Here is a 25443-nt window from a genome sequence, read left to right on the forward strand (position 1 = left end):
AACACCCTTACCGCATGCGCCACGACGAAAATCACCGCACCCACCGCATTGGCTGGCTTCGCGCCGCCGTGCTCGGGGCCAACGACGGCATCATCTCCACCGCTAGCTTGGTGGTGGGCGTCGCGGCCGCCAACGCTTCGCGCGAGGCCGTGTTAGTAGCGGGCGTGGCCGGGCTGGTGGCGGGGGCCATGTCGATGGCCACGGGCGAGTACGTATCCGTCAGCTCCCAGGCCGATACCGAACAGGCCGACATGGCGCGGGAAAAGGCCGAACTGGCCGCTGACCCAGCGGCGGAACACCGCGAGTTGGCCGCCATCTACGTGGAGCGGGGCCTGACCCAATCCTTGGCGGACGAAGTGGCCAGGCAGCTCATGGCCCGCGACGCGCTCGGCACCCATGCCCGCGATGAGCTGGGCATCACCGAAACGGCCGCCGCGAACCCCGTGCAAGCCGCACTGGCCTCGGCCGGCACGTTCACGGTAGGGGCGGCCCTGCCGCTACTGGTCATCCTGGTGTCGCCGGTGCAGCAGCTGACCTGGACAGTGTCCATTACTTCACTGGTATTTCTAGCGGCCCTAGGCGGGCTGGCGGCCTACGTGGGCGGCTCCAGCGTGCTGAAAGCCGCCGCCCGTGTCACGTTCTGGGGCGTACTGGCCATGGGGCTTACTGCCGTGGTCGGCCATTTCTTCAACGTCACGCCCGCGTAAACATCCAACCTGTATCTGCTCCCCTCCTTTTCTCCCAAACCTCTGTTATGAATGGTGCCCACCTTCACCTCCTGCTGAATCACACCCCCATCCTAGGCAGTTTGTTCGGCCTGTTGCTGCTGCTGGTGGCTGTCGTACGGCGGCAGGAAACGCTGATCAACGCCGGCCTGGTCGCGCTGGTCGTCGCGGCCCTGCTCACCATTCCCACCCAGCTCACAGGAGAAGGCGCGGAGGAAGTGGTGGAAGACCGCCCCGGCGTAACGCACGCTCTGATTCATGAGCACGAAGAAGCCGCCGAGTTGAGCCTCTGGGTAATGGAAGCCACCGGCGCGCTGGCCCTAGTCAGCCTACTGGCTCGGCGCCGCACCGCCGCCCGCGCCCCGCTGTTTACCTACCTCACGCTGGCCGGGGCAATAGTCAGCTTCGGCTTGCTGGCTCGCACCGGTAACTTGGGCGGCCAGATCATGCACCCCGAAGCCCGCCCCGGCTTCGTGCAGCCCGCCGAAGCCGAACACGACGAAGATTAGGTGCCGGCCCAGGGCCCCCTGGGCCGGCACCTAGGATTGCTTACTTGTGGCTGCCGGCGGCTAGGTTATCCAGCGCAGCCTTGAACTCCGGCGTGTCGTACTCGGCCATGCCGTCGTGGCGAGCGGCTACTTGGCCGTCCGGGTCCAGGATGACTGTGGAAGGAATCGAGTTAGAATCAAATGGCGGTACGAGGGGGCCGGCGGGAAAGTACACCGGGAAGGTGTAGCCCTGGCGCTTGAGCATGGCCTGGGCCTTGGCGGGGTTCTCGTCGAGCGAAATCATCACGAAAGCCACCTTCTTGGGGTCCATCTTCTTGTAGAGGGCGTGAATGCCGGGCATTTCGGCCACGCAGGGTGGACACCAACTGGCCCACAGGTTCACAAACACCACTTTGCCTTTCAAGTCACTTAGGTTGACGTGCTTGCCGTCGAGGGTCAGTAGCGGCAAATTATGGGGATAAACGCTACCGCTAGTGGATGAAACGGGCGTGGCAACGGGGGCCGCCGCTGGGGCTGGCACGTCCGCTTTCCACAGGCCCGTGGCCAGCAGGCCGCGCTGAATGCCACCCAGCACCGGCGTGCGCAATGGGGTGAACAATACGAGGGCAAACAGGGCCAGGGGCAGCCACTGGAGCAGATTTTTACGATTCATGGTCAGGGGATTTACGTCAACAACAGCAAACAAATGAAAAAACGTTCATATATCAGACTCCGGCGGGCTTGCCCTTGGCAACCGTGACGGGCTGCCCATCGGCCACCTGCTCCGCGGCTTCCCGCACCAGTTCATCGCCGGGCGCCAGTGGGCCGAACACCACCACCGTGTCGCGGCTCAACAGCTGGCCCTTGCGCACGGGCACCCACTGGGCCCGGTCCTGCCGTACGCGCACCACCTGGGCCTGCTTGGGCGCGTCCGGTGTGGCAAACACGGCCGAGGTCGGCACCGCTACGGCTTTCGCATCGGTGGGCAGCGCCACCAATACTTGGGCGTACATGCCCGCTTTCAGGCGGCCGTCGGGGTTGGGCACGTCCATCTCCACCAGCTCCGAGCGCACCGTCTGGCTCAGGCGGCTGGCGTTGCGGCGGAACACGCCGGTGAAAGTCTGGCCGGGAAAGGCCGGCACCGTGAAGGGCACCGCAGCGCCGGGCTGCAGCCACTGGCCGGCCGCGGCCTCGGGCACGGCCACTTCCAGGCGCAGGGTGCGGCTGTTTTCCAGCGAGAACATGGGTGCCGACGGCTGGCCCCCGCCCGGTCCCACCAGGGCCCCGGCCGACACGTTGCGGGCCGTAATAGTGCCGCTAAAGGGGGCGCGCACTACCAGGTAGTTGCTGAGCTCCCGGCTAGCCTGCAACTCAGACTGCGCAGCCTGCACATTGGCTTGGTCGGCCTGCATCTCGGCGCGGGCGCGCTCTAGGTCATTGGGCGAGATGGTGCCCGGCTCCTGGCTGGTGCGCAGCAGGCGCTCGTAGCTGGCCCGGGTGCCGGAAAGCTTGGCCTGCGCGGCCTGCCAGCGCGAGCGGGCCCGGGAGAGTTGGGCGGCCAGTTCCGGGGCTTCGAGCACAGCCAGGGTCTGACCTTTGGTCACCCGTGAGCCGCGGTCCACCAGCACCCGCTGCACGAAAGCGCCCACGCGGGGAAAGAGGTCAACCTGCTCGTAAGGCTTGAGCTCAGCGGGCAACCGCAGCCGGCGCACGGCCGGGGCATTAGTCAGCCGAAAGGTAGTTACGGTGGCCGGCGCAGCCGGCGTGGGTTTTTCGGCCGCGGGTTCCGAAGCGCCGGACGAGCAGCTGCCCAGCACGCCGCTCAGCAGCAGAGCCGCCGCCAGCAGGGAAGTATATCGGGGTGAACGGGCAATCAATTTCAGGAAGGCATTCATAGAGAGAGACTCAGTAGGAAAAGAAGGAGAAGATTAGGCAGCCTGCCGGGTGCGGGTGGGGAGCAGGGAGCCGGACTCGTAGCCCACCCGGCGCATGGCCCAACCGAACACGTGGGGCAGTACCAGCAGCGAGGCCAGCGTGGAGGCAATCAGCCCGCCGATGACGGCCTGGCCCAGCGGGGCAATCTGGTCGCCGCCCTCGCCCAGGCCCGAGGCCATGGGCAACATGCCGGCAATCATGGCAATGCTGGTCATCAGGATGGGCCGGATGCGGGTATCGGCGGCCAAACGGGCGGCCAGGGGCACGTCGCGGTGCTCGTGGCGCAGGTGGTCGGCGCTGGTGATGAGCAGGATGGCATTGGCCACCGACACGCCCACGCTCATGATCATGCCCATGTAGGACTGCAGGTTGAGCGTGGCCCCGGTGGCCAGCAGCATGAGCAGGGAACCCGCCACCACGGCCGGCACCACCGACAGCACCACCAGCGAGAGGCGGAACGACTGGAAGTTAGCGGCCAGCAGCAGGAAAATGACCACGATAGCCATGCCCAGCCCGGTCTGCAGGCTGCTCATGGTGTCTTCCAGCAGCTGGGGCTGGCCTACCAGGTTGGCTACTACCCCGCGCGGGGGTTCGCCGACTTGCTTGAGCGCCTTACGCACAGCTTGCGCGGCGGTGCCCAGGTCCCGGCCCTGCACGTTGGCCGTGATGCTGACCAGCCGGTAAGGACCTTGGCGGTCAATCTGGCCGGGCATCATGCGCGCCGACACCGTGGCCACCTCCCCGATGGTGGGGCGGGCCTGCCCGGCCTTGACGGGCAGCGCCTCCAGATCCTGCAACTGGGTGAGCTGGTCTTCGGGCAGCTGCACCTGCACCTGGTAGCCCAGGCCGGACTTGGGGTCGAGCCAGAGGTTTTTGCTCGTAAAGCGCGAGGACGAGGTGGCCGCCACCACCGACTGGGTGATTTCCTGGCTGGTGAGGCCAAACTGGGCGGCCCGTTCCCGGTCCACGTCGATGCGCAAAGCCGGGTACTGCAGGGGCTGGGCAATCTGCACGTCGCGCAGGTAGGGAATCTGCCGGAGCTGCGCCAGCACCTTGCGGGCATGGCCGGCGGCTTCCTTCAGGTTTTTGCCCCCCACGTTCACCTGGATGGGCGTGGGCGCGCCGTCGCTCATCACCTTTTCCACCAGCTCAATCGGTTCGAAGCTCAGTTGTAAGCCCGGCTTCGCTTCATGGATACGCCGGCGCAGGCGCTCTTTAAGCTGGCTTAGGTTCACGTGCACGCCCTCTTTCAGGGCTACCTGCATCAGGGCCTCGTGGGGGCCGGTGGTGAAGACGAAAACCGAGTTGACGGCGAAGCTGGCCGGCTGGGTGCCCACGAAGGTGGAGCTGATTTCCACGTTGTCGGGGCCGACTTCTTTGTTGATAATGGCCTGCACCGCCGCTACCGTCTGCTCGGATTTTTCCAGGCGGGTGCCCACCTTCTCGCGCAGCCGCAGCTGGAACTGCCCGCTGTTGGCTTGGGGAAAGATGTCGGTGCCGATGACGGCAAACCCCGCTCCTACTACCACGAGTGACAAGGCCAAGTAGCCCAGCACCACGCCGCTCTGCCGGCCCTGGGTCCGCGTGAGCAGGCGCTGGTAGCCGGCCTGGAAGCGGGCGAAGAAGCCGGGTTTTTCAGGCGCTTCGTCGTGGTCGTGGCCAGCAGCTGGCGCATGGTCTTTCATCAGCCAGTTGGCCATCACCGGCACCAGCGTCTGCGAGAGCAGGAACGAGGCCACCATGGCAAAGCCCACGGCCAGCGACAGGGGCAGGAACATGGCACGCGGCACGCCTTCCATGATGAGGGCGGGCGCAAAGACGGCCAGGATGCAGAGCAGAATCAGCAGCTTGGGTAGAGCAATTTCGCGGGCCGCGTCCCAGATGGCTTGGGCCTTGGGTTTGCCGCGCTCCAGGTGCTGGTGAATGTTTTCAATCGTCACCGTGGCCTCGTCCACCAGCACGCCAATGGCCAGCGCCAGCCCCGACAGCGTCATGATATTAAGCGTCTGGCCAAAGAGCTTGAGCAGAATCACGGCCGACAGGACCGAGAGCGGAATGGTGGTTATCACAATCACCACGCTGCGCCAGTCGCGCAGAAATAAGAGCACCATCAGGCCGGTGAGCACCGCGCCCAGGACGCCCTCCGTGACGAGGCTTTTGAGCGAGTTGGCCACGTAGGTGCTTTGGTCGAAGGCGTAGCTGAGCTTCACGTCCTCGGGCAGCAGGGCCCGCAGGGTGGGCAGCTTGTCCTTGACCTGCTGCACCACTTTGAGGGTGGAGGCGTCGGCCTTTTTGATGACGGGCATATAAATGGCGCGCTTGCCGTTGATGACGGCGTAGCCGGTGGTCACGTCGGCGGCGTCTTCCACCGAGGCTACGTCGCGCAGGTACACGCCGGGGCCCGCGCCAGTGCGCAGGGGCACATCCAGAAAGTCGGCGGGGTGTTCAATCAGCGAATTGACCGGGGCCATGTAGGCCACGTCGCCCATCTTCACGTTGCCGGCCGCCGAGGGCTGGTTGCTGCTGACGATGGCCTTCACCACGTCGTCGGGCGTGAGCTGGTAACCGCGCAGCTTGGCCGGGTCGGCCTTTACCACGATGGTGCGGATGTTGCCGCCGAACGGGGCCGTGGAGGTGACGCCCGGAATGGTGGTAAACATGGGCCGGATGCGGCTGGCGGCCAGATCCTGGAGCTGGGTCAGGGAGCTTTTCTCGCTTTCGAGCACCAACTGACCCACCGGCAGCGAGCTGGCATCGAAGCGCACCACCTGCGGGGGCAGCGTGCCCAGCGGCATAAACGCCGTGGCCCGCGAGACCTGAGTAGCCACCTCGGCCGCGGCCTGGGCCATGTCGGTGCCGGGGTAAAAGGAGAGCTTGATCAGAGTTAGGCCCTGAATGCTTTTGGTTTCGATCTTCTTGACCCCGGACACGAACAGGAAGTTATTCTGGAACTGGTTGGCCATGAAGCCGTCCAGCTGCTCGGGCGAGAGCCCGCCGTAGGGCTCGGCCACGTAGATGGCCGGCACGTCCATGCTGGGGAAGATATCCACGGCAATGTCGCGCACGGCGGCGAAGGCGAAAAAGAGGATGGCCAGCATGGCCACCACCACGGTGAGGGGCCGCTGCAGGGCCGACCGGATGAGTTCGTACATGCGGCTAGGGCGTTACGGGGGTGAAAAAGAAGGAGAAGTCGCCGGCGGCGGCGGTTTGCAGCAGCACGGCCTGCCAGGCGGCGTTGGCCGTGAGCACCTGGTCCTGCTCGGCCTGCTGCAGCCCATAGAGGGCCTGCGTCACGTCGACCACGGTGGCCAATCCGGAGTTGTACAGGGCCAGCTTCTGGCGGTACGCCTGGCGGGCGGCCGCAAGCTGCAAGGGTGCCTGCCGGGCGCGCTCGGCGGCCAGCTGCAGGCGCTGGTTAGCTAAAGTGGCCTGGTTGCTGAGTTCCAGCTGCTGCTGCTGGTATTCCGCTTGCAGACCCTGGGTGCGCAGGTTTTCGGCCTTGGCCTGGGCCTGCACGCGGGGCCAGTCGAGCAGGTCGAACACCACGCCCACGCCCACGGCGTAGTTGAAGCGGGTGGGCGCGGCCCCGGCCAGTCCATAGTCGGTCTGGCCGTTGGAGCCCAGGCCGGAGCCCCGACCCCAGGTGGCGCCCAGCAGGGAAAGTCGGGGGCGGTACTGACGGCGAATGACCGTTTCGCGGGCTTGGCCCAGGTCCACGGCCCGCTGCTGCAGGCCCAGCGTGGGGTGCGTGGCCGTGGGCGGCACCAGCGCGGGCGGCAGGGTTCGGTTGTAGAGCGTATCGGGCTGCCAGGTAGCACCGGGCTGGCCCAGCAGCGTGGAAAGGCGGGCCTGGCGGTCGGCTTCCTGTTCCTGGGCACTTACCAGGGCCAGCTTCGACTGGGCCTCGGCCGCGCGGGCCAGGGTGCTGTCCACGCCGGGGCGCAGACCATGCAGCGCCAGCCGGGTAATGGTCTTTTTGAGTATGGATACCCGGCGCACATCCTGCTCGCGCACCTGGCGCAGGCTTTGCGTAGCCAGCAAGTCGAGGTAGGTCTGGGCCACGCGCAGCTGCTGGGTGAACAGCTCGTTGTCGGCGTCGGCCTGGGCGTAGTCGCGGGCCGCTTCGGCGCGGGCCCGCTGGGCCGGGTACTGCCCAAAGGTGACCGGGCTCCACTCCATGAGGGCCGTGCCCATGCTACCGAACACGGCGTTGTAGGAATTGACCCCGCTTAGTGAGCCGCTGCTGGGAATGATAGTGCCCACGGGCAGCATGGTGCCGGCCACGGCGTTGGTAGAGCCGTAGCTCACCTGCCCGCTCAAGCGCACGGAGGGCAGGCGCTGGGTTTTGGTCTGGGCAATATCGGCCTCGGCGGCCTGCACCTGGTAGGCTTTAGCTTGCAGGTGCGGGGCCTGGGTGCGGGCCAGATCCAGGGCTTCGTTCAGGGAAAGTGGCCGGCCGGCGGCCGGATGAACCGGGCGCTGTTGTGCCTGGCTTGCTGGGCCCGCCAGCAGCAGGGCGACGAGTAGCCAGGCACTACCTGCCGGCAGCCGCCGGACAGGAGGTACAAAAGGGAAAAACATGGGCTGAGAGAAGTCAGGACAGAAATCCGGGCCGGGCGCACAGGGACGTAGCCAGCCAGTTACTAGGCAGATTTGCTGGGGCTCTCAGGAAAAGGCGGGACTACCCGATAACCAAGGTTAAGGCGGCCGCATGAGGCGGCGGGCTGGTCGGGGCATAAAAAACCCGGTTATCGCCCCCACGAACGGGGCAATTAACCGGGTACACACCCGGCTCCACGACGCGTTTTCCTAGGTTGTACGGACAATTATCTTTGCCTGCGTGAGCAATCTGGATGAAATCAGTGACCGTGCATGGGCTGCCTTGGCGCCCCATTTGTCGGGCAAAGCCGGCGACGTTGGCCGAACAGGCGCCGATAACCGCCTCTTTCTCAACGCCGTGTTCTGGGTGGCGCGCCACGGCTGCGCTTGGCGGGCGTTGCCGGCGCGCTTTGGCAAGCACGACACGTTGCGCAAGCGCAGCCGGCGCTGGGCGCAAAAAGGCATTTGGCAACGCTTGTTCGAGGCCGTGCAGGAGCCCGATTTGGACTGGGTGATGCTCGATTCAACCGTGGTGCGGGCCCATGCCCAGGCAGCGGGCAGCCGAAAAAAAGCCGCATCGGTGACGAAGCCCTTGGCCGCAGCCGCGGCGGGCTGACGACCAAACTGCACGTGCTGGTCGACGCACTGGGAAACCCGCTGCGCGTCGTGCTGGGACCGGGCCAGCAAGCCGATTGCCGCCGTGCCGCGGACTTGCTGCTCGCCGCCCACGGGGCCGGCTATGTGCTGGCCGACAAAGGCTACGACACGGACGCGGTGCTTGCCCGTGTGGCCGCCATCGGGGCACACGTCGTGATTCCCAGCAAAAAGAATCGCCTCGCCCACCGCGTGATTGACCGCAACCTGTACCGCGACCGGAACAAAATTGAACGCTTTTTCAGTCGCCTCAAGCAGTTTCGACGGCTGGCCACGCGCTACGATAAAACGGCCAGTAGTTTCTTGGGAATGGTACACTTTGTCTCAGCCCTGTTGTGGCTCCGCTAATTGTCCGTACAACCTAAGAAAAGCGAATGGGCGGAGCCTTGTTGGGGTGGTTGGCAAACGAGTGCTCGGGGCAGGCATTCGGGCCACGGGCGGGATTCAGGGTCGGCTCGTCGGCCGGGAACAGCAGCCCGAAATACAGGGCCGGGAAATCACCACTCAGCGCCAGATCCAGCGGTAGCAGCTTGGCTTTTACTACTGGTGCGTGGTCGGCCTGCGGATCGGCCTGTACCGTCTGCAGCTTCTTTTTGCACAGGCCAGTTTGGGACTGCTCCTGCGGGCTACCCAGCCCAGTGGTCGTTGCGGGGACCCGGGCAGGCAGCGGCTGGCAATGCAGGTAAACACCCGCATAGAGCAGCAACAGCAAATGGGTCAGCAAACGGTGCATAGGTAATGGTAGCAAGTGCAAAGGTGCACACTTTTGCCGGAACGCTACCCGGTCAAAAGGCACACCGGCTAACGCGATGGTTGCAGACGGGGCTGCACAAACTATGCCGCTAGCCTAACACATCAAGTAACAAATAAGCCACGGAACGACGCATAGCCGGTTACCGATCCTATTTTATATGGTTATGTAGCGCCTGTCTGCTCACTTGCAAGTTTAGTCTAACTTTTAGGCTAAACTTGCAGCTTTAGCCTACCCCAGTATCATCTAAGCGCAATACCTTTTTTAGCCAGTTACACCTACGCACAAGTCATCAGCTAGCCCAACCCACTTAACGATGTACATCCACTCCATTGACATAGCACACATTCGGGCCATTGATAGTCTGAAGATGCGGTTTGCTAAACCGGCCGGATGGCACGTTATCATTGGCGACAACGGGACCGGCAAATCTTCGGTGGTACGCGCCATTGCACTGGCGCTGATCGGCCCGGAAAAAGCCATGGCACTGCGGCTTTCATGGGACGAATGGCTAGCGGCACAGCACACCACCGGACACGTGCGGTTACACATTGTTGCCGATCCGGAATGGGACAAGGCTGTCGATACCCGTAAGGCTTCAGTGGCTGCTTCCGATAAGCCCTTCCCCATCGAAATTGATTTCAGCCGTGAACGGGTGGGTGGCTTCAGCCCCGACTTTGCCTCGCCTCATTCGGTAGTGGTCTTGAGCAGCAACATTGATAGTGCTCGTTCACGCAAGCCGCGCAAAGAAATTTGGGGAGATTATGCCGGCTGGTTTTCGGTTGCTTATGGACCTTTCCGACGGTTCACAGGCGGCAACCCTGAATGGGCCAAACTCTTTTATTCCTCCCCTAAAGTCGGTGCCCACTTAAGTGCTTTCGGCGAGGATGTTGCTTTAACGGAGGCGTTGGAATGGCTGCGCGAATTAGATTATCAGCGTTTGAAGCAACAGGAGGCTGATAACCAATCATCGGAGGCCAGCCATACGCTGGATTACCTGAAGCGCTTTGTAAACGATAGTGGCCTATTGCCCCACGGCACTCGGCTAGACCGCATCGAAACTGGGGGGCCGATTTTTCTGGATGGCAATGGCAATCCAGTGCCCGTCACGCAACTCAGTGATGGATACCGTTCCGTGCTCAGCCTGACTTTTGAATTGATACGCCAATTGGTGCGTGTATACGGCTACAAGCAGGTGTTTCACCAACTTGCCAAAAACCGGCCGGATAAGTTGGAGATTGGCCTGCCCGGTGTCGTAGTCATTGATGAGATAGATGCACACCTGCATCCGACCTGGCAAACCCGCATCGGACAATGGTTTCTCCAGTATTTTCCGCGCATGCAGTTTATCGTCACCACGCACAGCCCACTGATCTGCAGGGCAGCGGCGCAAGGCAGCATCTACCGGCTGGTGGCACCGGGCGAGGAAGAGTCATCAGGTGAAGTAACTGGCTTGGAGCGAGACCGGCTGATATACGGCAATATCTTGGATGCTTACGCTACCGATGCTTTTGGTGAAAATATTACGCAATCACCTGAAGCTCAAGAGAAATTAACACGCCTCATTCATTTGAACCGCTTATACGCCTACGGCAAGCTAAACAAGGCCGACGAGGCAGAAATGTATCAGCTACGCCAGATTTTTACGACGGATGATACATTTGCCTTCTAAGAAAGCACGGCGCAAAGTGCTTTCCACTGCCACCCAAACGGAGCTGGCACGGCAACAAAAGGTAGTAGACAACGAGCCTACGTTTGCGGCTCAGGTGGCGAAAGCGCAAACCCGGTGGAAGAGCAAGGAAAGTGGCCAAAGTGGGAAGCACGCCTTTGCCGAAATCAAGCAGCAGCTCCGGGCGCTTACGATAAGTACACAAGCCTGCAGCTACTGCGAATACAGCGAAGGGGAGGATATTGAGCATATTTACCCGAAATCGTGGTTTCCGCAACGCACGTTCGTGTGGGACAATTATTTACTGGCCTGCAAAACATGTAACACCAGCTTTAAGCGCAATGGCTTTGCCGTGTTTAATCCAGCTGGCTCCAGCCATGTGCTGCATCTCACTCCCCAGGTAGCGGGCCCAGTAGGATCTACAGACGCCGTACTGCTAAATCCGTTGGTTGAAAATCCGCTGGATTGGCTAATAATTGATTTTCAGGCTGGTTGCGCCTTCGCGCAGGCCTCGCAACTGAGCACCCGCGACCAGAAACGAGCCGACTACACGATAGAGTTGCTTCAACTCAACTTTCGGGCTGAGCTCTCAAAAGCGCGGCGGATTGCCCATCGGCATTTCATTGGCCTGTTGCGCGAATACGTGGAGGTCAAACTGACTACGACGCTGGCCCAACTTGCCGCCGCCGTAAACGAGCCGCACGTAGTCGACCTCAACCAACCCTTTCGCGGGCAGCGGGCTCGGATTATGGCAAGTCTTCGCAGGGCTATTCGCACCCATCCGCACCCTGCTGTTTGGCAGGAGCTACAACGACAACAGCTAACCATGCCTCAGGCTGCTAAGCTGTTTCAAGATGCCCCGGAAGCTTTAATCTGGTAAAGGAAAGCACTAAATCGTAGCTTCAAAAACGGTTATAACACACAGCAATGCGCTCCTTCAAAGAGGCATGTATGAATAGGGGATATTTTTTGAACTAAAAGATAGAACAAACTTGTATACATGAACAAATGATCATACATTTGCAGCACCTTATGACACCGACTACCACCTCCGCCGATCTGAACCTGACCACTGAAAAGATGGAGAAGGTGGCCTTCATTCTCAAAACCACGGCCCACCCGACCCGCATTGCCATCGTGCAACTGCTGGCTAATCAGGAAAGTCTTTCCGTCACGGACATCAGCGAAAAGCTGAATGTGGAGCAAAGCCTGCTTTCCCACCACCTGACGGGCATGAAGCTGAAAGGTATTCTGAGCAGCCACCGCGACGGCAAAAACATCTTCTACGCACTGAAGATGCGCGAAGTGGTCGACGTGATTCAGTGCCTGGCCGGCTGCACGTTCCTGTAAGGGGACCGGCCTTTTTTTTGCTAAAACGCATGAACAAATTTTCATAACTACATACGTTCACCCGTTCATCCATGTTGCACATCGTCGGCTACTTCGCGGCTATATTCATCGGTCTTTCCCTGGGCATCATGGGCGGGGGCGGCTCCATCCTCACCGTGCCGGTACTGGTGTACCTGATGGGCGTAAGCCCGGTGCTGAGCACGGCCTACTCGCTGTTCGTGGTGGGTTCCACCTCCGTGGTGGGCGCCTCGGGCTACTTCCGCAAAGGGCTGGTGTCGCTGAAAACGGCCGTGGTGTTTCTGATTCCCTCGCTGCTGGCCGTGTTTGCGGTGCGCAAGCTGCTCATGCCGGCCATCCCGCACGAACTGTTTACCCTGGGCAACATTGTCTTTACCAAAGACCTGCTGGTACTGGTGGCCTTTGCCGTGCTGATGGTGGTGGCGGCCACTTCCATGATCCGCAGCAAGCAGGCCGAGGAGGTGCTCGACGAAGAACTGCACCAGAAGCACACCTTCAACTACCCGCTGATTCTGGGTATTGGCCTGGTCGTGGGCACACTCACGGGCTTTGTGGGGGCCGGCGGCGGATTTCTGATTATTCCGGCCCTGGTGCTGGGCGCGCGCCTGCCCATGAAGCTGGCCGTGGGTACCTCGCTGGCCATCATTGCTCTGAACTCGCTCATTGGATTCACGGGGGATTTGAGCGCCGGCACGCCCATTGCCTGGACGTTTCTGCTCGGCTTCCTGGCCTTCGCCCTGGTGGGCATCGTGCTGGGCACTTACCTGGCCCGCTTCATTCCCGGAGCCAAGCTCAAGCCCGCCTTCGGCTGGTTTACGCTGGCCATGGGCACGTTCATTCTGCTGCGCGAACTGGTGCTCAAGCCCTAGGCAGCTGACTTTTAGCCTAGTACTACTCGACCTCTCCTTACAGTTTTTCTGATTCCACTCTCAACCTCTTTTGGTCATGAAAATCGAACAGTTTGAAGACAAGGGCCTGGCCCACTTTTCCTACGCCATCCTGAGCGAGTGCGCCCGCGAAATCGTGCTCATCGACCCGGCCCGCGAGCCGCAGCCCTATCACGACTACGCCAAGGCCCATGACGCGAAAATCGTCAGCGTCATTGAAACCCACCCCCACGCTGATTTCGTGAGCAGCCACCTGGAAATTGCCCAGCAGACCGGCGCCGTTATCCGCGTGAGCAAGCTGCTGGGGGCGGATTACGCCCACGAGGCGTTCGATGAGGGCCAGTCGTTCACGGTGGGCAAGCTCACCTTCCGCGCTTTGAACACGCCCGGGCACTCGCCTGATTCCATCAGCATTGTGGTGAGCCGCGAAGGTCAGGATGAAGCCGTCTTCACCGGCGACACGCTGTTCATCGGGGATGTGGGCCGGCCCGACCTGCGCGAAAAAGCCGGCAACATGACGGCCAAGCGCGAGGAGCTGGCCCGGCAGATGTACCACTCGCTGCGCGACAAGCTGATGCCCCTGGCCGGCACGGTGCTGGTCTATCCCGCCCACGGCGCGGGCAGCCTCTGCGGCAAGGCCCTGAGCGGGGCCAACAGCAGCACCATCGCCGACGAGAAATTCGGCAACCCCATGCTGCGGGAGATGAGCGAGGAGGAGTTCGTGCAAGAGCTGCTCGCTGACCAACCCTTCATCCCGAAATACTTCGGCTACGACGTGGCCCTGAACAAAGCCGGTGCGCCCGATTACAAGCCGAGCGTGCAGCGGGTGTCGCGCCTGGCTGCCGGCACGGCCCTGGAAGCCGGCGTGCTGGTAGTAGATACCCGACCCGAAGCCGAGTTCAAGCAGGGCCACATGGACGGCGCCATTAATATCCAGCAGGGCGGCAAGTTCGAAACCTGGCTGGGCTCCATCGTGGGGCCGGAAGAGCCGTTCTACCTGATTGCCGACGACGAGGCGACCCTGGAAGACCTGATCCGGAAAACGGCCAAAATCGGCTACGAGGCCCTGATCAAGGGGGCATTGGTCGGCTCGCCATCTTCTGAGGCGACGCTACCGAAGCTGGATGTGGAGCAGTTCCGCCAGCATCCCGAGCAGTACACCATTGTGGACATCCGCAACGCCACCGAGCACCGCGACGAGCCGCTATTTGCCGGTTCGCTCAACATTCCGCTGCCCGAGCTGCGGGAGCGGGCTCAGGAAATTCCGACCGGCAAGCCCGTGGTGGTGCACTGCGCCGGCGGGTACCGTTCGGCGGCCGGCTCCAGCATCGTGGCCGATGCCCTGCCCGGTACGGAAGTGCTCGACCTGAGCGAGGCCGTCAAGTCTTTCCAGTCCGCCTCCGTCCAGCACTAATTCCCAACGGCCGACCGGGGAGCCGCCCCGCAGGCGGGCTCTCCGGTTGCCTGACGGCCTTATCCTATGCCTTCGCTCACGTTGCTTCTTTCCCTCTTGGCCATGCTGAATTTCTTTCAAGGCGCTGCGTCCGCCTATAAAAACCTCACCCCTGCTCAATTCTCCGCGGCCCTGCGCCAGCCCGGCGCGGTGCTGCTGGACGTGCGCCGCCCCGACGAGTTTGCCGGTGGCCACCTGCCCGGGGCCGTGAACATCGACGTCACCGCGCCCGACTTCGCCCAGCGCGTGGCGGCTCTGGATAAAACCAAGCCCACCTACGTGTACTGCCGCAGCGGCGCCCGCTCGGCTAACGCCGCCGGGCAGCTGACCAAAAGCGGCTTTGCGCACGTGTCGAACCTGCTGGGTGGCGTGCTGGACTGGCCCGAAAAGCTGGTTCGCTAACCCGCATCCATTTCCCCTTCCTGTTTAGCAAGAATTCCGGCCGGCCGCTACGGCGGGCGGGCCGGATGTCTATACTCCTGACTTTCTGACTTCATGCTTGAATTACTTCGCCAGCCCTGGCCCTGGTACGTGGCCGGCCCCCTGATCGGGCTGACCGTGCCCGCGCTGCTGCTCATCGGCAACAAAGCTCTGGGCATCAGCTCTTCGCTGCGCCACGTGTGCGCCGCCTGCGTGCCCGCCGGTATTCCTTTCCTGACCTACAACTGGCGGGCCGAACTCTGGAACCTGTTTTTTGTGCTGGGCATCGGCATCGGCGGCTTTATCGGCTACCAGCTCATGGGCCACGCCGATACGATTGCCATTTCCCCGGAAACCGTGCGTGACCTGAAAGCGCAGATGCACCTGACCGACTTCTCGGGACTATTACCCAAAGAACTGTTTGCCCTGGAGAACCTCTCGAACTGGAAAGGCTGGGTATTCCTCGTGCTGGGCGGTTTCCTGGTCGGCTTCGGCACCCGCTACGCCGGGGGCTGCACCTCGGGCCATGCCATTTCGGGTCTGTCCAACCTGCAGTGGGTGTCGCTGGTGGCCGTCATTGGCTTCTTCGTGGGCGGTCTGCTCATGACGTGGGTGTTTTACCCAATGATGTTTTAGCCCAGTACTGCTACCCCACCCGCCATGAACACTGCTTCCCAATCCGCGGCCGCCGAGTTCTGGGACGCCCGCTACGAAAGCGAGGCGTATGCCTACGGCACCGAGCCCAACACGTACCTCCGCCAGCAACTGGATAAGCTGCCGCCTGGCCGCCTTCTGCTGCTGGCCGAAGGCGAAGGACGCAACGCCGTGTACGCCGCCCGGCGCGGGTGGCAGGTAACGGCGGTGGACTTCAGCGACGAGGCCCGCGCCAAGGCCCAACGCCTGGCCGTAGCCCAGGGCGTGCACCTGGACTACCAGGTGGACGATGTGACCAGCCTGCGCTGGCAGCAGCCCGGCGGCTACGATGCCATCGGCCTGATCTATGCCCATCTACCGCCCGTGGCCCGCTGGGCCGTGCACGCGGCCGCGGCCCAAAGCCTGGCATCCGGGGGACACTTGATTCTGGAAGCCTTCAGTCCCCGCCAGTTGGGCTTGCCCTCCGGCGGCCCCCAATCGGCCGAACTGCTCTACGACCCCGACACCCTGGCCGCCGATTTCGCTGGGCTCACGGTACGGGAGAACCATGAGCTGGGCGTCGTTCTGCACGAGGGCAGCTTCCACTCCGGGCCGGCCAATATTGTGCGCCTGCTAGCCACGCGCTCCTAATTCCCTCTTCTATTACCTGACATGAAAAACCTGAAATACCTGGTGCTGGGCGTACTGTTCGGCATTATCCTCACGAAAAGCGAAGTGGTGAGCTGGTGGCGCATCCAGGAGATGTTCCGCTTCCAGAGCTTCCACATGTACGGCATCATCGGCTCGGCCATTGTAGTCGGCCTGATTTCCATTCAGCTCATCAAGCGCAACCGCCTGAAGACCATCAACGGCGAGGAAATCAGCATTGCCGACAAGAAGTACAACCACGGCACCTGGATTGGGGGCACCATTTTCGGGTTGGGCTGGGCCCTAACCGGCGCCTGCCCCGGCCCGATGTTCGCCCAGTTGGGCAGCGGCGTGGCCGGCGCGGCCGTGCTGATACTCGCGGCCCTGGCCGGCACCTGGACCTACAGCGCCCTGCGCGAAAAGCTGCCCCACTAACTACCGGGCATCGGTGCCCGCCTTCGCTACGCTGCCATGGAAACTCCGTCTGATTCTGTTGCCCGGCTGCCCCAGCTGGTGCGCATCCTGCTGCTGCTGACGTCTGCGCTGGTGTTGGTCGTGGTGGTGGTGCTGACCCAGCTGTACGGCCCGGCCAGCCCGCCCCCGCCGGCCCCGGTGGCCGAAGCCAACGAGGGGCCGCCCCCTTCCGGCAGCTACCACCGGCCGGCCACGGCCGCCCCCGACACGGCCACCATTCCCCGCACCGCCGCCGGCCGCCAGATCCGCTACGGCCGGGACCTGATTGCTCACACCGCCCGCTACCTGGGGCCGCAGGGCTCGGTAGCCCGGCAGACCAACGGCATGAACTGCCAGAACTGCCACCTCGACGCGGGCACCAAAGGCTTCGCCAACAACTACCTGGCCGTGGCCGCGACCTACCCGAAGATGCGGGCCCGCTCGGGCACCATGGTCACCACGGAAATGCGGGTAAATGACTGCCTGGAACGCAGCCTCAACGGCCGGGCCCTGGCCGACAGCAGCCGGGAGATGCGCGCCATCGTGGCCTACATCAACTGGCTGGGCCATGACATTCCCAAAGGGAAAAAGGTGTACGGCACCGGGTTCACAAAGCTGGCTTACCTGCCACGCGCCGCCGACCCGGTAATAGGAAAGGCCGTGTTTGCCGCCAAGTGCCAGAGCTGCCACGGCCCCAACGGGGAAGGCAAGCATCTGGCCGACGGGCGCGAGTACCAGTACCCGCCGCTTTGGGGACCTCATAGCTACAACGACGGCGCGGGCCTGTACCGCGTCACCAACCTGGCCCGGTACGTGAAGGCCGCCATGCCCTTTGGCGCGGCCTTCGACCACCCCCAACTCACCGACGAGCAAGCCTGGGATGTGGCCGCCTTCGTCAACTCCCAGCCCCGGCCGCACCTGAAAACTCCGCACGACTGGCCCGACATCAGCAAAAAGCCTGTCGACCATCCGTTCGGGCCCTATACGGACTCCTTCTCGGAGCGCCAGCACAAATACGGGCCCTATCAGCCCATCGAAGATGCTCACCCGCAACTGGCCAAGGCCAAGTAAGTCTGCCATGCCACGTATCCTTCGTCTGCTGGTGGCCAGCCTGCTGCTGCCAGCGGCGGCCTGGGCGCAGCATGCCGAGCCGGCCCTGACCCGGCCGGTAACGGGGCGCACGCAGCTGCCGCCCTACCCGGCCCCGCCGGCGCCGGATACGGTGCGGGCCCACTCCCTACCGGATGCTTTCCGCCGAGGACGCTGGCACGGGCGGGTGCGCAGCTACACGATGGCTACCCTGAACCAGGGCCGCTACCCCGACTACTACGCCCAGGGCCTGGGAGCCGGGGCCCGCTTTGAGACGGCCTCCTTCCACGGGCTGCAGGTGGGCGTGGGCGGCTTTTTCTGGGCCAACCTGGCCTCCAGTGACCTGGTGACGCCGGACTCGCTGACCGGGGCCGTGAGCCGCTACGAGGTGGGGTTGTTTGATGTGACAAACCCCGGCCGGCGCCGGCTTACCGGGCGGGCGGAGGAGCTGTTTCTGTGCTACCGCTGGCGGCAGTCCACCCTCACGCTGGGCCGGCAGTTGCTCACTACCCCGCTGCTCAACCCCCAGGATGGCCGCCTGAGCCCCAACTACGCCCAGGGGCTGTGGCTGGAAGTGAAAGAGCTACCCCGCACCACCGTCTCGCTTGGTTGGCTAACCGGCCTGGCCGTGCGCTCCACCACCGACTGGACCTCAGTAGGCGGCTCCGTGGGCCTGTACCCGGCGGGTGTGACGGAGTCCGGCCAGCGGGCCCAGTACGCGGGTAACCTGCGCAGCCGGGGGCTGGGGATTGTGGGCGTCAACCGGCAGGTAGGTGCGCGTACCACAGCCCAAGTTTGGAACTACTATGCCGATAACCTGTTCAGCGCCTCCTTCGCGGAGCTGACCACCGGCCGGGCCCTGGGTGCGGGCCTGCTCACGTTAGGCACCCAGTACCATTACCAGCGCACGGTGGGTACCGGCGGCAACCCGAATCCGCAGCTGGCCTACAGCGCCCCGGGCCGCCAGGCCCACGCCCTGAGCACGCGCCTGGGCTACCAGCGCGGGGCCTGGAGCGTGAGCGGTAACTACACCTGCATCACCCGCACTGGGCGCTTTCTGTTTCCACGGGAGTGGGGCCGCGAGCCGTTCTACACGTTTCTGCCCCGGGAGCGAGAAGAAGGCTTCGGGGGCGTGGACGCGGCAGCCCTGCTGGGAGGCTACTCCTTTGCCCGAGTGCCGGGCTTGAAAGCGGAAGCTGGCTACGGCCACTATTACCTACCGGACGTAAAAAACACCCACCTCAACAAGTATGGTATGCCCTCGTATCGCCAGCTGAACGCTTCCCTGACCTATGCTTTCCCGGGCTGGGCCAAGGGACTGCGCGGGCAGCTGCTCTACGTGTACAAGGGCCGCCTGGGCAACACCTACGACGAGGCCCGCTACGAAGTCAACAAAGTAGACCTGCACCTGGTGAATCTGATTCTCAACTACGATTTTTAACCCTTTCCCCTTCGCCATGAACGCTCCGCTCCGCTTTCTTGCGGCCTCTGCCCTGCTGCTGGCCAGCCTTACCACCGCCCAGGCCCAGACCCCGGCCGCCGGGAAGCCCGCCGCCGAATTCACGGGCGCAGTAGCCGACAAAGCGGAGTACAAGGTGGTGTACCAGCTGGACAGTGACGACCCCAAGCTCATCAAGCAGACCCTGCGCAACATGAAAAACGCGCTGGAAGACCCGCGCCTCAAGGGCAAGCTGCAGATGGAGCTGGTGGCCTACGGCGGCGGCACGGACGTGTTCCGCCAAGCCCAGCCCTACGAGGCGGATATAAAAGCCCTCCAACAGCAGGGCGTGCTGCTGGCCCAGTGCCTGAACACGATGAAAGAGCGCAAGATCAGCAAGGACGAGCTGTTTCCCTTCATCAGCTACGTGCCCACCGGCAACGGGGAGCTGATCATTCGCCAGGCCCAGGGTTGGGCTATCGTGCACCCCTAAACGATAGTGTTGACTATATTTCCTCTCACCCTAAAGCTACTAGCAATGACTACTCCGCGTCTCGGTCTGCGTGAAAACTGGCACCAGTTCAGCCTGCTGGTCCTGGTAAATGCCTTTGTGGGGGGCATGGTGGGGCTGGAGCGCACGATTCTACCCCGGCTGGCGGAGCAGGAATTTCACTTAGTAGCCCGCTCGGCCATTCTCTCCTTCATCGTGGTGTTTGGGCTCACCAAAGCCGCCGCCAACTACTACGCCGGGGCGTGGGCCACTACGGTAGGGCGTAAAAATCTGCTGGTTATTGGCTGGCTCATTGGCCTGCCGGTGCCCCTGCTGCTGCTGTGGGCTCCGAGCTGGGGCTGGGTCATTGTGGCTAACGTGCTGCTGGGCTTGAATCAGGGCCTGGCCTGGTCGAGCACGGTGGTGATGAAAATTGATTTGGTTGGCCCGAAGCAGCGCGGGCTGGCTATGGGCCTGAACGAGTCGGCGGGCTACCTGGCCGTGGCCGCCACGGCGTTTGCCTCCGGCTGGCTGGCCACCGAATACGGTCTGCGGCCTTACCCGTTCTACCTGGGCATAGGGTTAGCCATGCTGGGGCTGCTGAGCAGCCTGCTGGTGCGTGATACGCGTCACCACGTGGCACTGGAAGCCGCGCAGGCTCCCGCCGGGCCCACCGGGCCGCCGCTTTCCTTCTGGGACGTGACCTGGCGCCACCCCAACCTGGGTTCGGTCACCCAGGCCGGCCTGGTCAACAACCTCAACGACGGCATGGTCTGGGGCCTGCTGCCGTTGCTGCTAGCTTCCAAAGGGTTTACGCTTACCCAAATTGGCACCGTGGCCGCCGTGTATCCGGCCGTGTGGGGCCTGGGCCAGCTGGTAACCGGGCCGCTAGCGGACCGCCTCTGCAAGAAGGATCTGCTCTTCTGGGGCATGCTACTGCAGGGGGCGGTGCTGCTGGTCATGCTCTTTACATCGTCCTACCCGATGTTTCTGCTGCTGGCCGGTCTGCTGGGAGCCGGTACGGCTTTGGTATATCCCACCTTTCTGGCGGCGGTGGCAGAATATTCACCCCTGGCCCAGCGGGCCCACAGCGTGGGCATTTTCCGCCTCTGGCGGGACGCGGGCTACGCCATTGGCGCCCTGCTCACCGGCGTGCTGGCGGACATGCTCGGCCTGAGCGCAGCGTTGGCCGTCATCGGCGGGCTCACGGTGCTTTCCTCGCTGGTCATTCGCCACCGCATGTATTGCCTGCCGGCGCCGGATAGCGCGAATTCGTCGGCTGGCAGCTGCGCCCAGTCCGCCCAGACATTCCGCCTGAGCAGTAAGTTGCTGGCCCGCCCGCTAAGCCCTTATCCGTTCCGGCCTTACCTAAGCCGCGCGTGAAAACGCCCCCGGTTCCCGTCTACTGCATTGACTCCTACCCGGAGCCACAGGCACGATGCGTTTCACGCCCAGCGGCTGGAGGCGGTGATTACCGGGTTTTTGGGCATTGACAAGGCCCACACCCATGATTTTTACCTGCTGCCTTACGTCACGGCCGGCACGGGCACGCACACGGTAGATTTTGTGACGTATCTGGTGCGCGCCGGCAGCCTGTTTCTGTTAACCCCGTGCGGTTTTCCATGCGGCTGCTTAAGCGCTATGCTCTGCAGTGGCTGTACTGTAACAAAATTATGGCTGGCAAAGCCTGATCGTTTTACGTTCGCCTGCATCTGTGCGTGTTGGCCCTGCCCCAATAAGCTCCCGACCCATCCTTTCCCACCTGATGGCTACCACCCTCTCCTTCTTCCAACTCAATGATGTGCACGGCTACCTGAACCTGCACCAAGAGCTGTTTTACGGACCCACTGGCCCTGAGTACCGCCCTTGTGGGGGCTACGCCCGCATTGCCACCCTGCTGCAGCAGTGGCGCGAGCAGTACCCGGCGAGCCTGCTCTTCGACGGGGGCGACACGTTTCACGGCACCCGGCCGGCGGTGGATACCCAAGGCGAGATTCTGGTGCCCATCCTCAACGAGCTGAACATAGCGGGCATGACGGCCCACTGGGATTTTGCCTACGGACCAGACCGGCTGCGCCAGTTGGTTAAGCAGCTGAATTACCCCCTGCTGGCAGCCAACGTGTACGATAAGGTTTCCGGGGAGCTGGTGTACGCCCCGTATCAGGTCTACGAAACGGCTGGCCTGCGCGTGGGCGTCATCGGCCTGGCCTGCCCCATCGTCGACAAAACCATGCCGGCCCATTTCGGTGAGGGCCTGCGCTTCACCGATGGCACGGCGGAGTTGCCCCGCTACGTGGCCGAACTGCGCGGCCCGGAGCGCGCCGACTTGGTAGTATTGCTTTCCCACTGCGGCTTCCCGCAGGACGTGGCCCTGCTGCAGGCGCACCCCGGCGTGGACGTGTGCCTGAGCAGCCACACCCACAACCGCCTCTACGAGCCCTTCCGCGCGGGCGACTGTCTGGTCATGCAGTCCGGGGCCCACGGCTCCTTTGTCGGCCGCCTCACGCTCACCGTGGAAAACGGCCGCGTCACCGCCCACGACCATGAGTTGCGGGAAGTCAGCGCGGACCTGACGCCCGACCCGGCTCTGCAGGCGCGCATCGACGCGGCCCTGCTGCCCTATGCCAACCTGCGCGAGGTGGTGGGCGTCACCGCCACCGGGCTGCACCGGGGCACGTCGGTGGAGTGCCCGGCCGACGATTTTCTGTTGGCCAGCATCCGGGCGCTAGTGCCCGCCGACCTGTACTTCTCCAACGGCTGGCGCTACGGGGCGCCCATCCCCCCCGGTCCGGTGCAACTCAACGACCTCTACGACCTGGTGCCGATGGACCCGGAGATTGAAACGGTCGAGCTCACCGGCGCGGAGTTGCGCCAGATGCTGGAGAAGAATCTGGAAGGCACCTACAGCCAGAACCCGTTGCACCAGATGGGCGGCTACGTGAAGCGGGCCCTGGGCCTGAAAGCGTACTTCAAAGCCGAGAACCCCAAGGGCAGCCGCTTGCAAACGGTGTTTATCAAAGACCAGCCTCTGGACCCGGAACGGACTTATACGGCCGCGTATATCACCTCCCAGGGCGTACCACACCAGGTGGGCCGCAACCGCCGCAAAACCGGGCAGCACGTGGTGGCCGTTATGCGGGCCTATCTAACCCAGCACCGCCCCATGGTCGTTCATCCGCACGCGACGTTCGTAGCGGTATAATGCCCGGGGTAGCCCGGGCTTTCGCTATACTGCTTCCGCATGCCTGCACTTTCCCCGTTACCGCCTAACTATGACCAGCAAGGCCTGGCCGCGGCCCGCACCCGCATGGCCAACGAGCGCACGTTTCTCACTTATGTACGTACCAGCCTGGCTATGCTGGGCTTCGGTCTGGCCCTGATTCAACTCCATCCGGTGCGCGCCGGGTCGTTGGGCTACTGGGCGGTTGGTGCTGCCGGCGTTGTGCTGCTCACCGGGTGGCTACGCTTCCGGATGCGGCAGCGGGAAATTGAAGGGTGTCGAATAGCCGTTAGTGCTTCTGAAACTAGCCTCCCTCATTAGCTAGTGAACTTCTCGACGCACGGCACCTGGTAACCCCTACCACCGGGGGCTGGTCCGGGGACGGTTTTCCTGAGCTGGGGGCTTGGGCGCATGTAGCAGCTGCGCCGCTTGGCGCAACTGCAGTACGGCGGGGCTGGTTTTCAGCGTGTCCAGCGTATCTACCACCGCCAGAACCCTTGCGCCATTCTCTTGGTTGATACCCGTCAACTCCGGCCGGGTCAGCAGCTGCTTGCTGACTTCCTGCAGCCGGGCGGCCTCCAAGCCGGCGGCGTACACGCGCAGCTCGCGGACTACCTGCCGCGCCGCCTCGATGAAGTCTTGACGGGCCTGGTCACGGGCGGGGGAGTCACTGGGCCGCAATGGCGGGCCAGCTTGGCGCTCCTGCTCCTGGGCGGCGGCCAGCTGCCGGCGCTCCACCGCGTCCTGCCCGGATTCCACCACCATGACCCGTGGATTCTGCCGGAGCGCATCCACTGTGTCGCTGATAGCCGGCAACTGGGGTGATTGGACTGGGTAGCGCAGGGTCAGTTCCGTTAGTATTTCGCGGGCTACGCCGTGCGGCTGCCGGGTGGCGTGGTCGATGTGCAGGCCGATGCGCTCCAGGTTTTCGCGCAGGGTGGGCAGCAGCGCCGTTTCGTCCCGGCTTTCGCGCAACTCTACCACTAGCAGCCGCTCCCCTTGGGTTCGGGCCTCGGCCTGGGCTTGGTGCAGCTGGGCAATCTTCCCGCTGCCACTTATTTCCGGGTTGTCCCAGTGCTGCTGGCCGAAGCCATACTGGTCCTCGTCCACGTCACCCAACTCGCTCCGCACCACCTGCTGCAGCTGGTCCTGCTTTAGATCCTGGTTCCAGTCCTTGCCCTGGCTTTTCACGACTTCTACCCGGTGCTCGAAGGCCAGCGTCTGGCTGGCCGCCTGATTGAAGGCGTGCAGCGCCCCCGGGCTCATGGGCAGGCGAAACTGGTAGGTGTGGGCGCCCAGCTTCTGGGAGTGTATCAGCTCGTCGCGCAGGGTCGGGCTCGTGGTCGGCGTACCGGGGGCTCCATTAGCCTGGCTGAACTGCTGACTCGTCTGCTCGTTGTACGCCTGCAACCGGCGGCTCAATGCCTGCACGCCGGCCGGCTGGGGCGCCACGATTTCGACGGTCAGTTGGTGCTCATGCTCCCGCACCACTTTCATCGGATTCTGGTCGCTGGCCAGGCCCGCCAAGAGCCGCGTGTCGAAGTGGTGACCCTGGGTGTCATTATCGAACGCAGCCCGGATGACCGGAATCTGCTCCTCGCGCAGCAGCCGTTTCAACTCGAAAATCTTATTCTGGGTGAGCGTGCCGGCGGTGGAAGCGTAGAGGGCGCTTTCATGGGGGTGCAGCTGCGCGTAGGACAGCGTATCCAGGGCTGACTCGCTAACCACAAGCACCGCCGCCGGCCGGCCCTCGGGCAGCCGGCTCAGCCATAAGGAGCGGGAAAACTGGCTTTCCGGCGCCTGCCCCTTGAAGCCTTCGCCTTTCAGCTCCAGTCCCACTACCCGCCCTTCGTGGTAGGACGGGAAGGCCGTGTTGACGTAGGTCTTGGGCGGCAGACCAGCCCGCTGCACGGTGTGCCGGTGGTTGAGTATGCGCCCGACGAACTGCGGGTGCCGCAGCGTAGCCTGGCTGATGCCCCGCCCTTCGAGGTACGTAGTGTCTTCCAGCGGCCGGCAGTCCTTGGTGAAGATGCTGTGGAACTTCTCGCCGGGCGCGGTTTCGGCAATAGGTAGCAAATCGAGCCGGGGCCGCTGCGGCTCGGGCAGGCTCAGGTAGGCGCGGAAGTGGTCGTTGACTGCCTGCCACAGAGTACGACCCGGCAGCTGGGCAATGCCAGCAATTCGTCCCGAGCTTACCCGGTTCTTCATCCAGTCGATGACGCTGCCCTTGTCGCGGTCATCCTGGGCGTTGAAATACATCCAGTCACCGCCCCGGCCCTTAAACACGACCAGGGTATCGTCGCCCTCGAATACATGCCACTTGCCTCGGCCCAACTGCTCGCCTTTTTTCAGGGTGTAGCCGAAATGGCTCAGCAGCTCGGGCAACTCCACCCGCTCCTTGATTTTTTGAAAAGTCAGCTCGTGTTCCATGGCTTGGGGATGGGTTAGACCGGGGGCAGCCCAGAAAAAAGAAGCCCGGAAAAGAGCTTCCGGGCTTGGGGTGAATAGATGATGGCGTGGAAG

At 63.2% G+C, this 25443-nt stretch carries 24 protein-coding genes and 1 pseudogene; 19 read left to right on the forward strand and 6 right to left on the reverse strand.

Annotated elements, in window-relative coordinates; translation table 11 throughout:
* The first annotated feature begins 14 nt into the window (after positions 1 to 14).
* Both BUE15_RS12760 and BUE15_RS12765 read left to right on the forward strand, forming a co-directional pair.
* On the forward strand, positions 15 to 707 hold the full coding sequence (locus BUE15_RS12760) for a VIT1/CCC1 transporter family protein (RefSeq protein ID WP_073285551.1): 693 nt from the start codon (positions 15 to 17) through the stop codon (positions 705 to 707).
* Between the two features lie 101 nt (positions 708 to 808).
* Positions 809 to 1234: a hypothetical protein gene (locus BUE15_RS12765; protein ID WP_139252272.1), complete on the forward strand. Its 426-nt coding sequence runs from the start codon at positions 809 to 811 to the stop codon at positions 1232 to 1234.
* 40 nt (positions 1235 to 1274) lie between these two features.
* Here the strand turns inward: BUE15_RS12765 and BUE15_RS12770 are convergent, their stop codons facing one another.
* From BUE15_RS12770 to BUE15_RS12780, 4 genes are read right to left on the reverse strand one after another with little or no spacing between them, the layout of a single operon-like run.
* The gene (locus tag BUE15_RS12770; protein ID WP_073285563.1) at positions 1275 to 1886 is read right to left on the reverse strand and encodes a TlpA family protein disulfide reductase; all 612 of its coding nucleotides are present in this window, start codon (positions 1884 to 1886) and stop codon (positions 1275 to 1277) included.
* 52 nt (positions 1887 to 1938) lie between these two features.
* Positions 1939 to 3108: an efflux RND transporter periplasmic adaptor subunit gene (locus tag BUE15_RS21335; RefSeq protein WP_084549018.1), complete on the reverse strand. Its 1170-nt coding sequence runs from the start codon at positions 3106 to 3108 to the stop codon at positions 1939 to 1941.
* A gap of 33 nt (positions 3109 to 3141) precedes the next feature.
* The gene (locus BUE15_RS12775; protein WP_084549019.1) at positions 3142 to 6300 is read right to left on the reverse strand and encodes an efflux RND transporter permease subunit; all 3159 of its coding nucleotides are present in this window, start codon (positions 6298 to 6300) and stop codon (positions 3142 to 3144) included.
* Between the two features lie 4 nt (positions 6301 to 6304).
* Positions 6305 to 7729, reverse strand: coding sequence for a TolC family protein (locus tag BUE15_RS12780; RefSeq protein ID WP_073285565.1), 1425 nt, complete (start codon positions 7727 to 7729; stop codon positions 6305 to 6307).
* A 259-nt stretch (positions 7730 to 7988) separates the two neighbouring features.
* Between BUE15_RS12780 and BUE15_RS12790 the strand changes: the two are divergent.
* Positions 7989 to 8749 (forward strand): annotated as a pseudogene (locus tag BUE15_RS12790) (IS5 family transposase).
* A 13-nt stretch (positions 8750 to 8762) separates the two neighbouring features.
* On the opposite strand, the gene BUE15_RS12795 reads toward BUE15_RS12790, so the two are convergent.
* Positions 8763 to 9134, reverse strand: a complete 372-nt coding sequence (locus BUE15_RS12795) for a hypothetical protein (RefSeq protein WP_139252273.1) — start codon at positions 9132 to 9134, stop codon at positions 8763 to 8765.
* 334 nt (positions 9135 to 9468) lie between these two features.
* Between BUE15_RS12795 and BUE15_RS12800 the strand changes: the two genes are divergently transcribed.
* The 16 genes from BUE15_RS12800 to BUE15_RS12875 all read left to right on the forward strand — a co-directional run bounded on the left by BUE15_RS12800 (position 9469) and on the right by BUE15_RS12875 (position 23241).
* Positions 9469 to 10824 (forward strand): AAA family ATPase, encoded by a 1356-nt coding sequence (locus BUE15_RS12800; RefSeq protein ID WP_073285575.1) that lies wholly within the window; start codon positions 9469 to 9471, stop codon positions 10822 to 10824.
* A gap of 16 nt (positions 10825 to 10840) precedes the next feature.
* Positions 10841 to 11701, forward strand: coding sequence for an HNH endonuclease family protein (locus tag BUE15_RS12805; RefSeq protein ID WP_073285578.1), 861 nt, complete (start codon positions 10841 to 10843; stop codon positions 11699 to 11701).
* A gap of 152 nt (positions 11702 to 11853) precedes the next feature.
* A complete protein-coding gene (locus BUE15_RS12810; protein WP_073285581.1) occupies positions 11854 to 12171 on the forward strand; it encodes an ArsR/SmtB family transcription factor in 318 nt (105 codons plus the stop codon).
* A gap of 71 nt (positions 12172 to 12242) precedes the next feature.
* Positions 12243 to 13058: a sulfite exporter TauE/SafE family protein gene (locus tag BUE15_RS12815; protein ID WP_073285584.1), complete on the forward strand. Its 816-nt coding sequence runs from the start codon at positions 12243 to 12245 to the stop codon at positions 13056 to 13058.
* 76 nt (positions 13059 to 13134) lie between these two features.
* Complete coding sequence (locus BUE15_RS12820) at positions 13135 to 14490, forward strand: MBL fold metallo-hydrolase (RefSeq protein WP_073285587.1); 1356 nt, start codon at positions 13135 to 13137, stop codon at positions 14488 to 14490.
* A 102-nt stretch (positions 14491 to 14592) separates the two neighbouring features.
* Complete coding sequence (locus tag BUE15_RS12825; RefSeq protein ID WP_073285747.1) at positions 14593 to 14931, forward strand: rhodanese-like domain-containing protein; 339 nt, start codon at positions 14593 to 14595, stop codon at positions 14929 to 14931.
* Between the two features lie 93 nt (positions 14932 to 15024).
* On the forward strand, positions 15025 to 15585 hold the full coding sequence (locus BUE15_RS12830; RefSeq protein WP_073285590.1) for a YeeE/YedE family protein: 561 nt from the start codon (positions 15025 to 15027) through the stop codon (positions 15583 to 15585).
* A 24-nt stretch (positions 15586 to 15609) separates the two neighbouring features.
* Positions 15610 to 16233, forward strand: a complete 624-nt coding sequence (locus BUE15_RS12835; RefSeq protein ID WP_073285593.1) for a class I SAM-dependent methyltransferase — start codon at positions 15610 to 15612, stop codon at positions 16231 to 16233.
* 21 nt (positions 16234 to 16254) lie between these two features.
* The gene (locus BUE15_RS12840) at positions 16255 to 16665 is read left to right on the forward strand and encodes a DUF6691 family protein (RefSeq protein ID WP_084549021.1); all 411 of its coding nucleotides are present in this window, start codon (positions 16255 to 16257) and stop codon (positions 16663 to 16665) included.
* 36 nt (positions 16666 to 16701) lie between these two features.
* Complete coding sequence (locus tag BUE15_RS12845; protein WP_084549022.1) at positions 16702 to 17754, forward strand: c-type cytochrome; 1053 nt, start codon at positions 16702 to 16704, stop codon at positions 17752 to 17754.
* Between the two features lie 7 nt (positions 17755 to 17761).
* Positions 17762 to 19213 (forward strand): OprD family outer membrane porin, encoded by a 1452-nt coding sequence (locus BUE15_RS12850; protein ID WP_170865257.1) that lies wholly within the window; start codon positions 17762 to 17764, stop codon positions 19211 to 19213.
* A gap of 16 nt (positions 19214 to 19229) precedes the next feature.
* A complete protein-coding gene (locus tag BUE15_RS12855; RefSeq protein WP_073285599.1) occupies positions 19230 to 19703 on the forward strand; it encodes a DsrE family protein in 474 nt (157 codons plus the stop codon).
* A gap of 45 nt (positions 19704 to 19748) precedes the next feature.
* On the forward strand, positions 19749 to 21083 hold the full coding sequence (locus BUE15_RS12860) for an MFS transporter (RefSeq protein ID WP_073285602.1): 1335 nt from the start codon (positions 19749 to 19751) through the stop codon (positions 21081 to 21083).
* A gap of 84 nt (positions 21084 to 21167) precedes the next feature.
* On the forward strand, positions 21168 to 21500 hold the full coding sequence (locus BUE15_RS22640; protein ID WP_374940614.1) for an AraC family ligand binding domain-containing protein: 333 nt from the start codon (positions 21168 to 21170) through the stop codon (positions 21498 to 21500).
* Positions 21466 to 22902 (forward strand): bifunctional metallophosphatase/5'-nucleotidase, encoded by a 1437-nt coding sequence (locus tag BUE15_RS12870; protein ID WP_073285607.1) that lies wholly within the window; start codon positions 21466 to 21468, stop codon positions 22900 to 22902. Before BUE15_RS22640 ends, BUE15_RS12870 begins: the two co-directional genes overlap by 35 nt.
* Before the next feature lie 39 nt (positions 22903 to 22941).
* Entirely contained in the window at positions 22942 to 23241 is a 300-nt protein-coding gene (locus BUE15_RS12875) for a YidH family protein (RefSeq protein ID WP_073285610.1), read from the forward strand.
* Between the two features lie 36 nt (positions 23242 to 23277).
* Here BUE15_RS12875 and BUE15_RS12880 read toward each other — a convergent pair whose 3' ends face one another.
* A complete protein-coding gene (locus BUE15_RS12880) occupies positions 23278 to 25350 on the reverse strand; it encodes a toprim domain-containing protein (RefSeq protein WP_073285613.1) in 2073 nt (690 codons plus the stop codon).
* Positions 25351 to 25443 lie beyond the last annotated feature (93 nt).

Source organism: Hymenobacter psychrotolerans DSM 18569 (assembly GCF_900142395.1).
In the GTDB taxonomy this organism is placed as follows: domain Bacteria; phylum Bacteroidota; class Bacteroidia; order Cytophagales; family Hymenobacteraceae; genus Hymenobacter; species Hymenobacter psychrotolerans.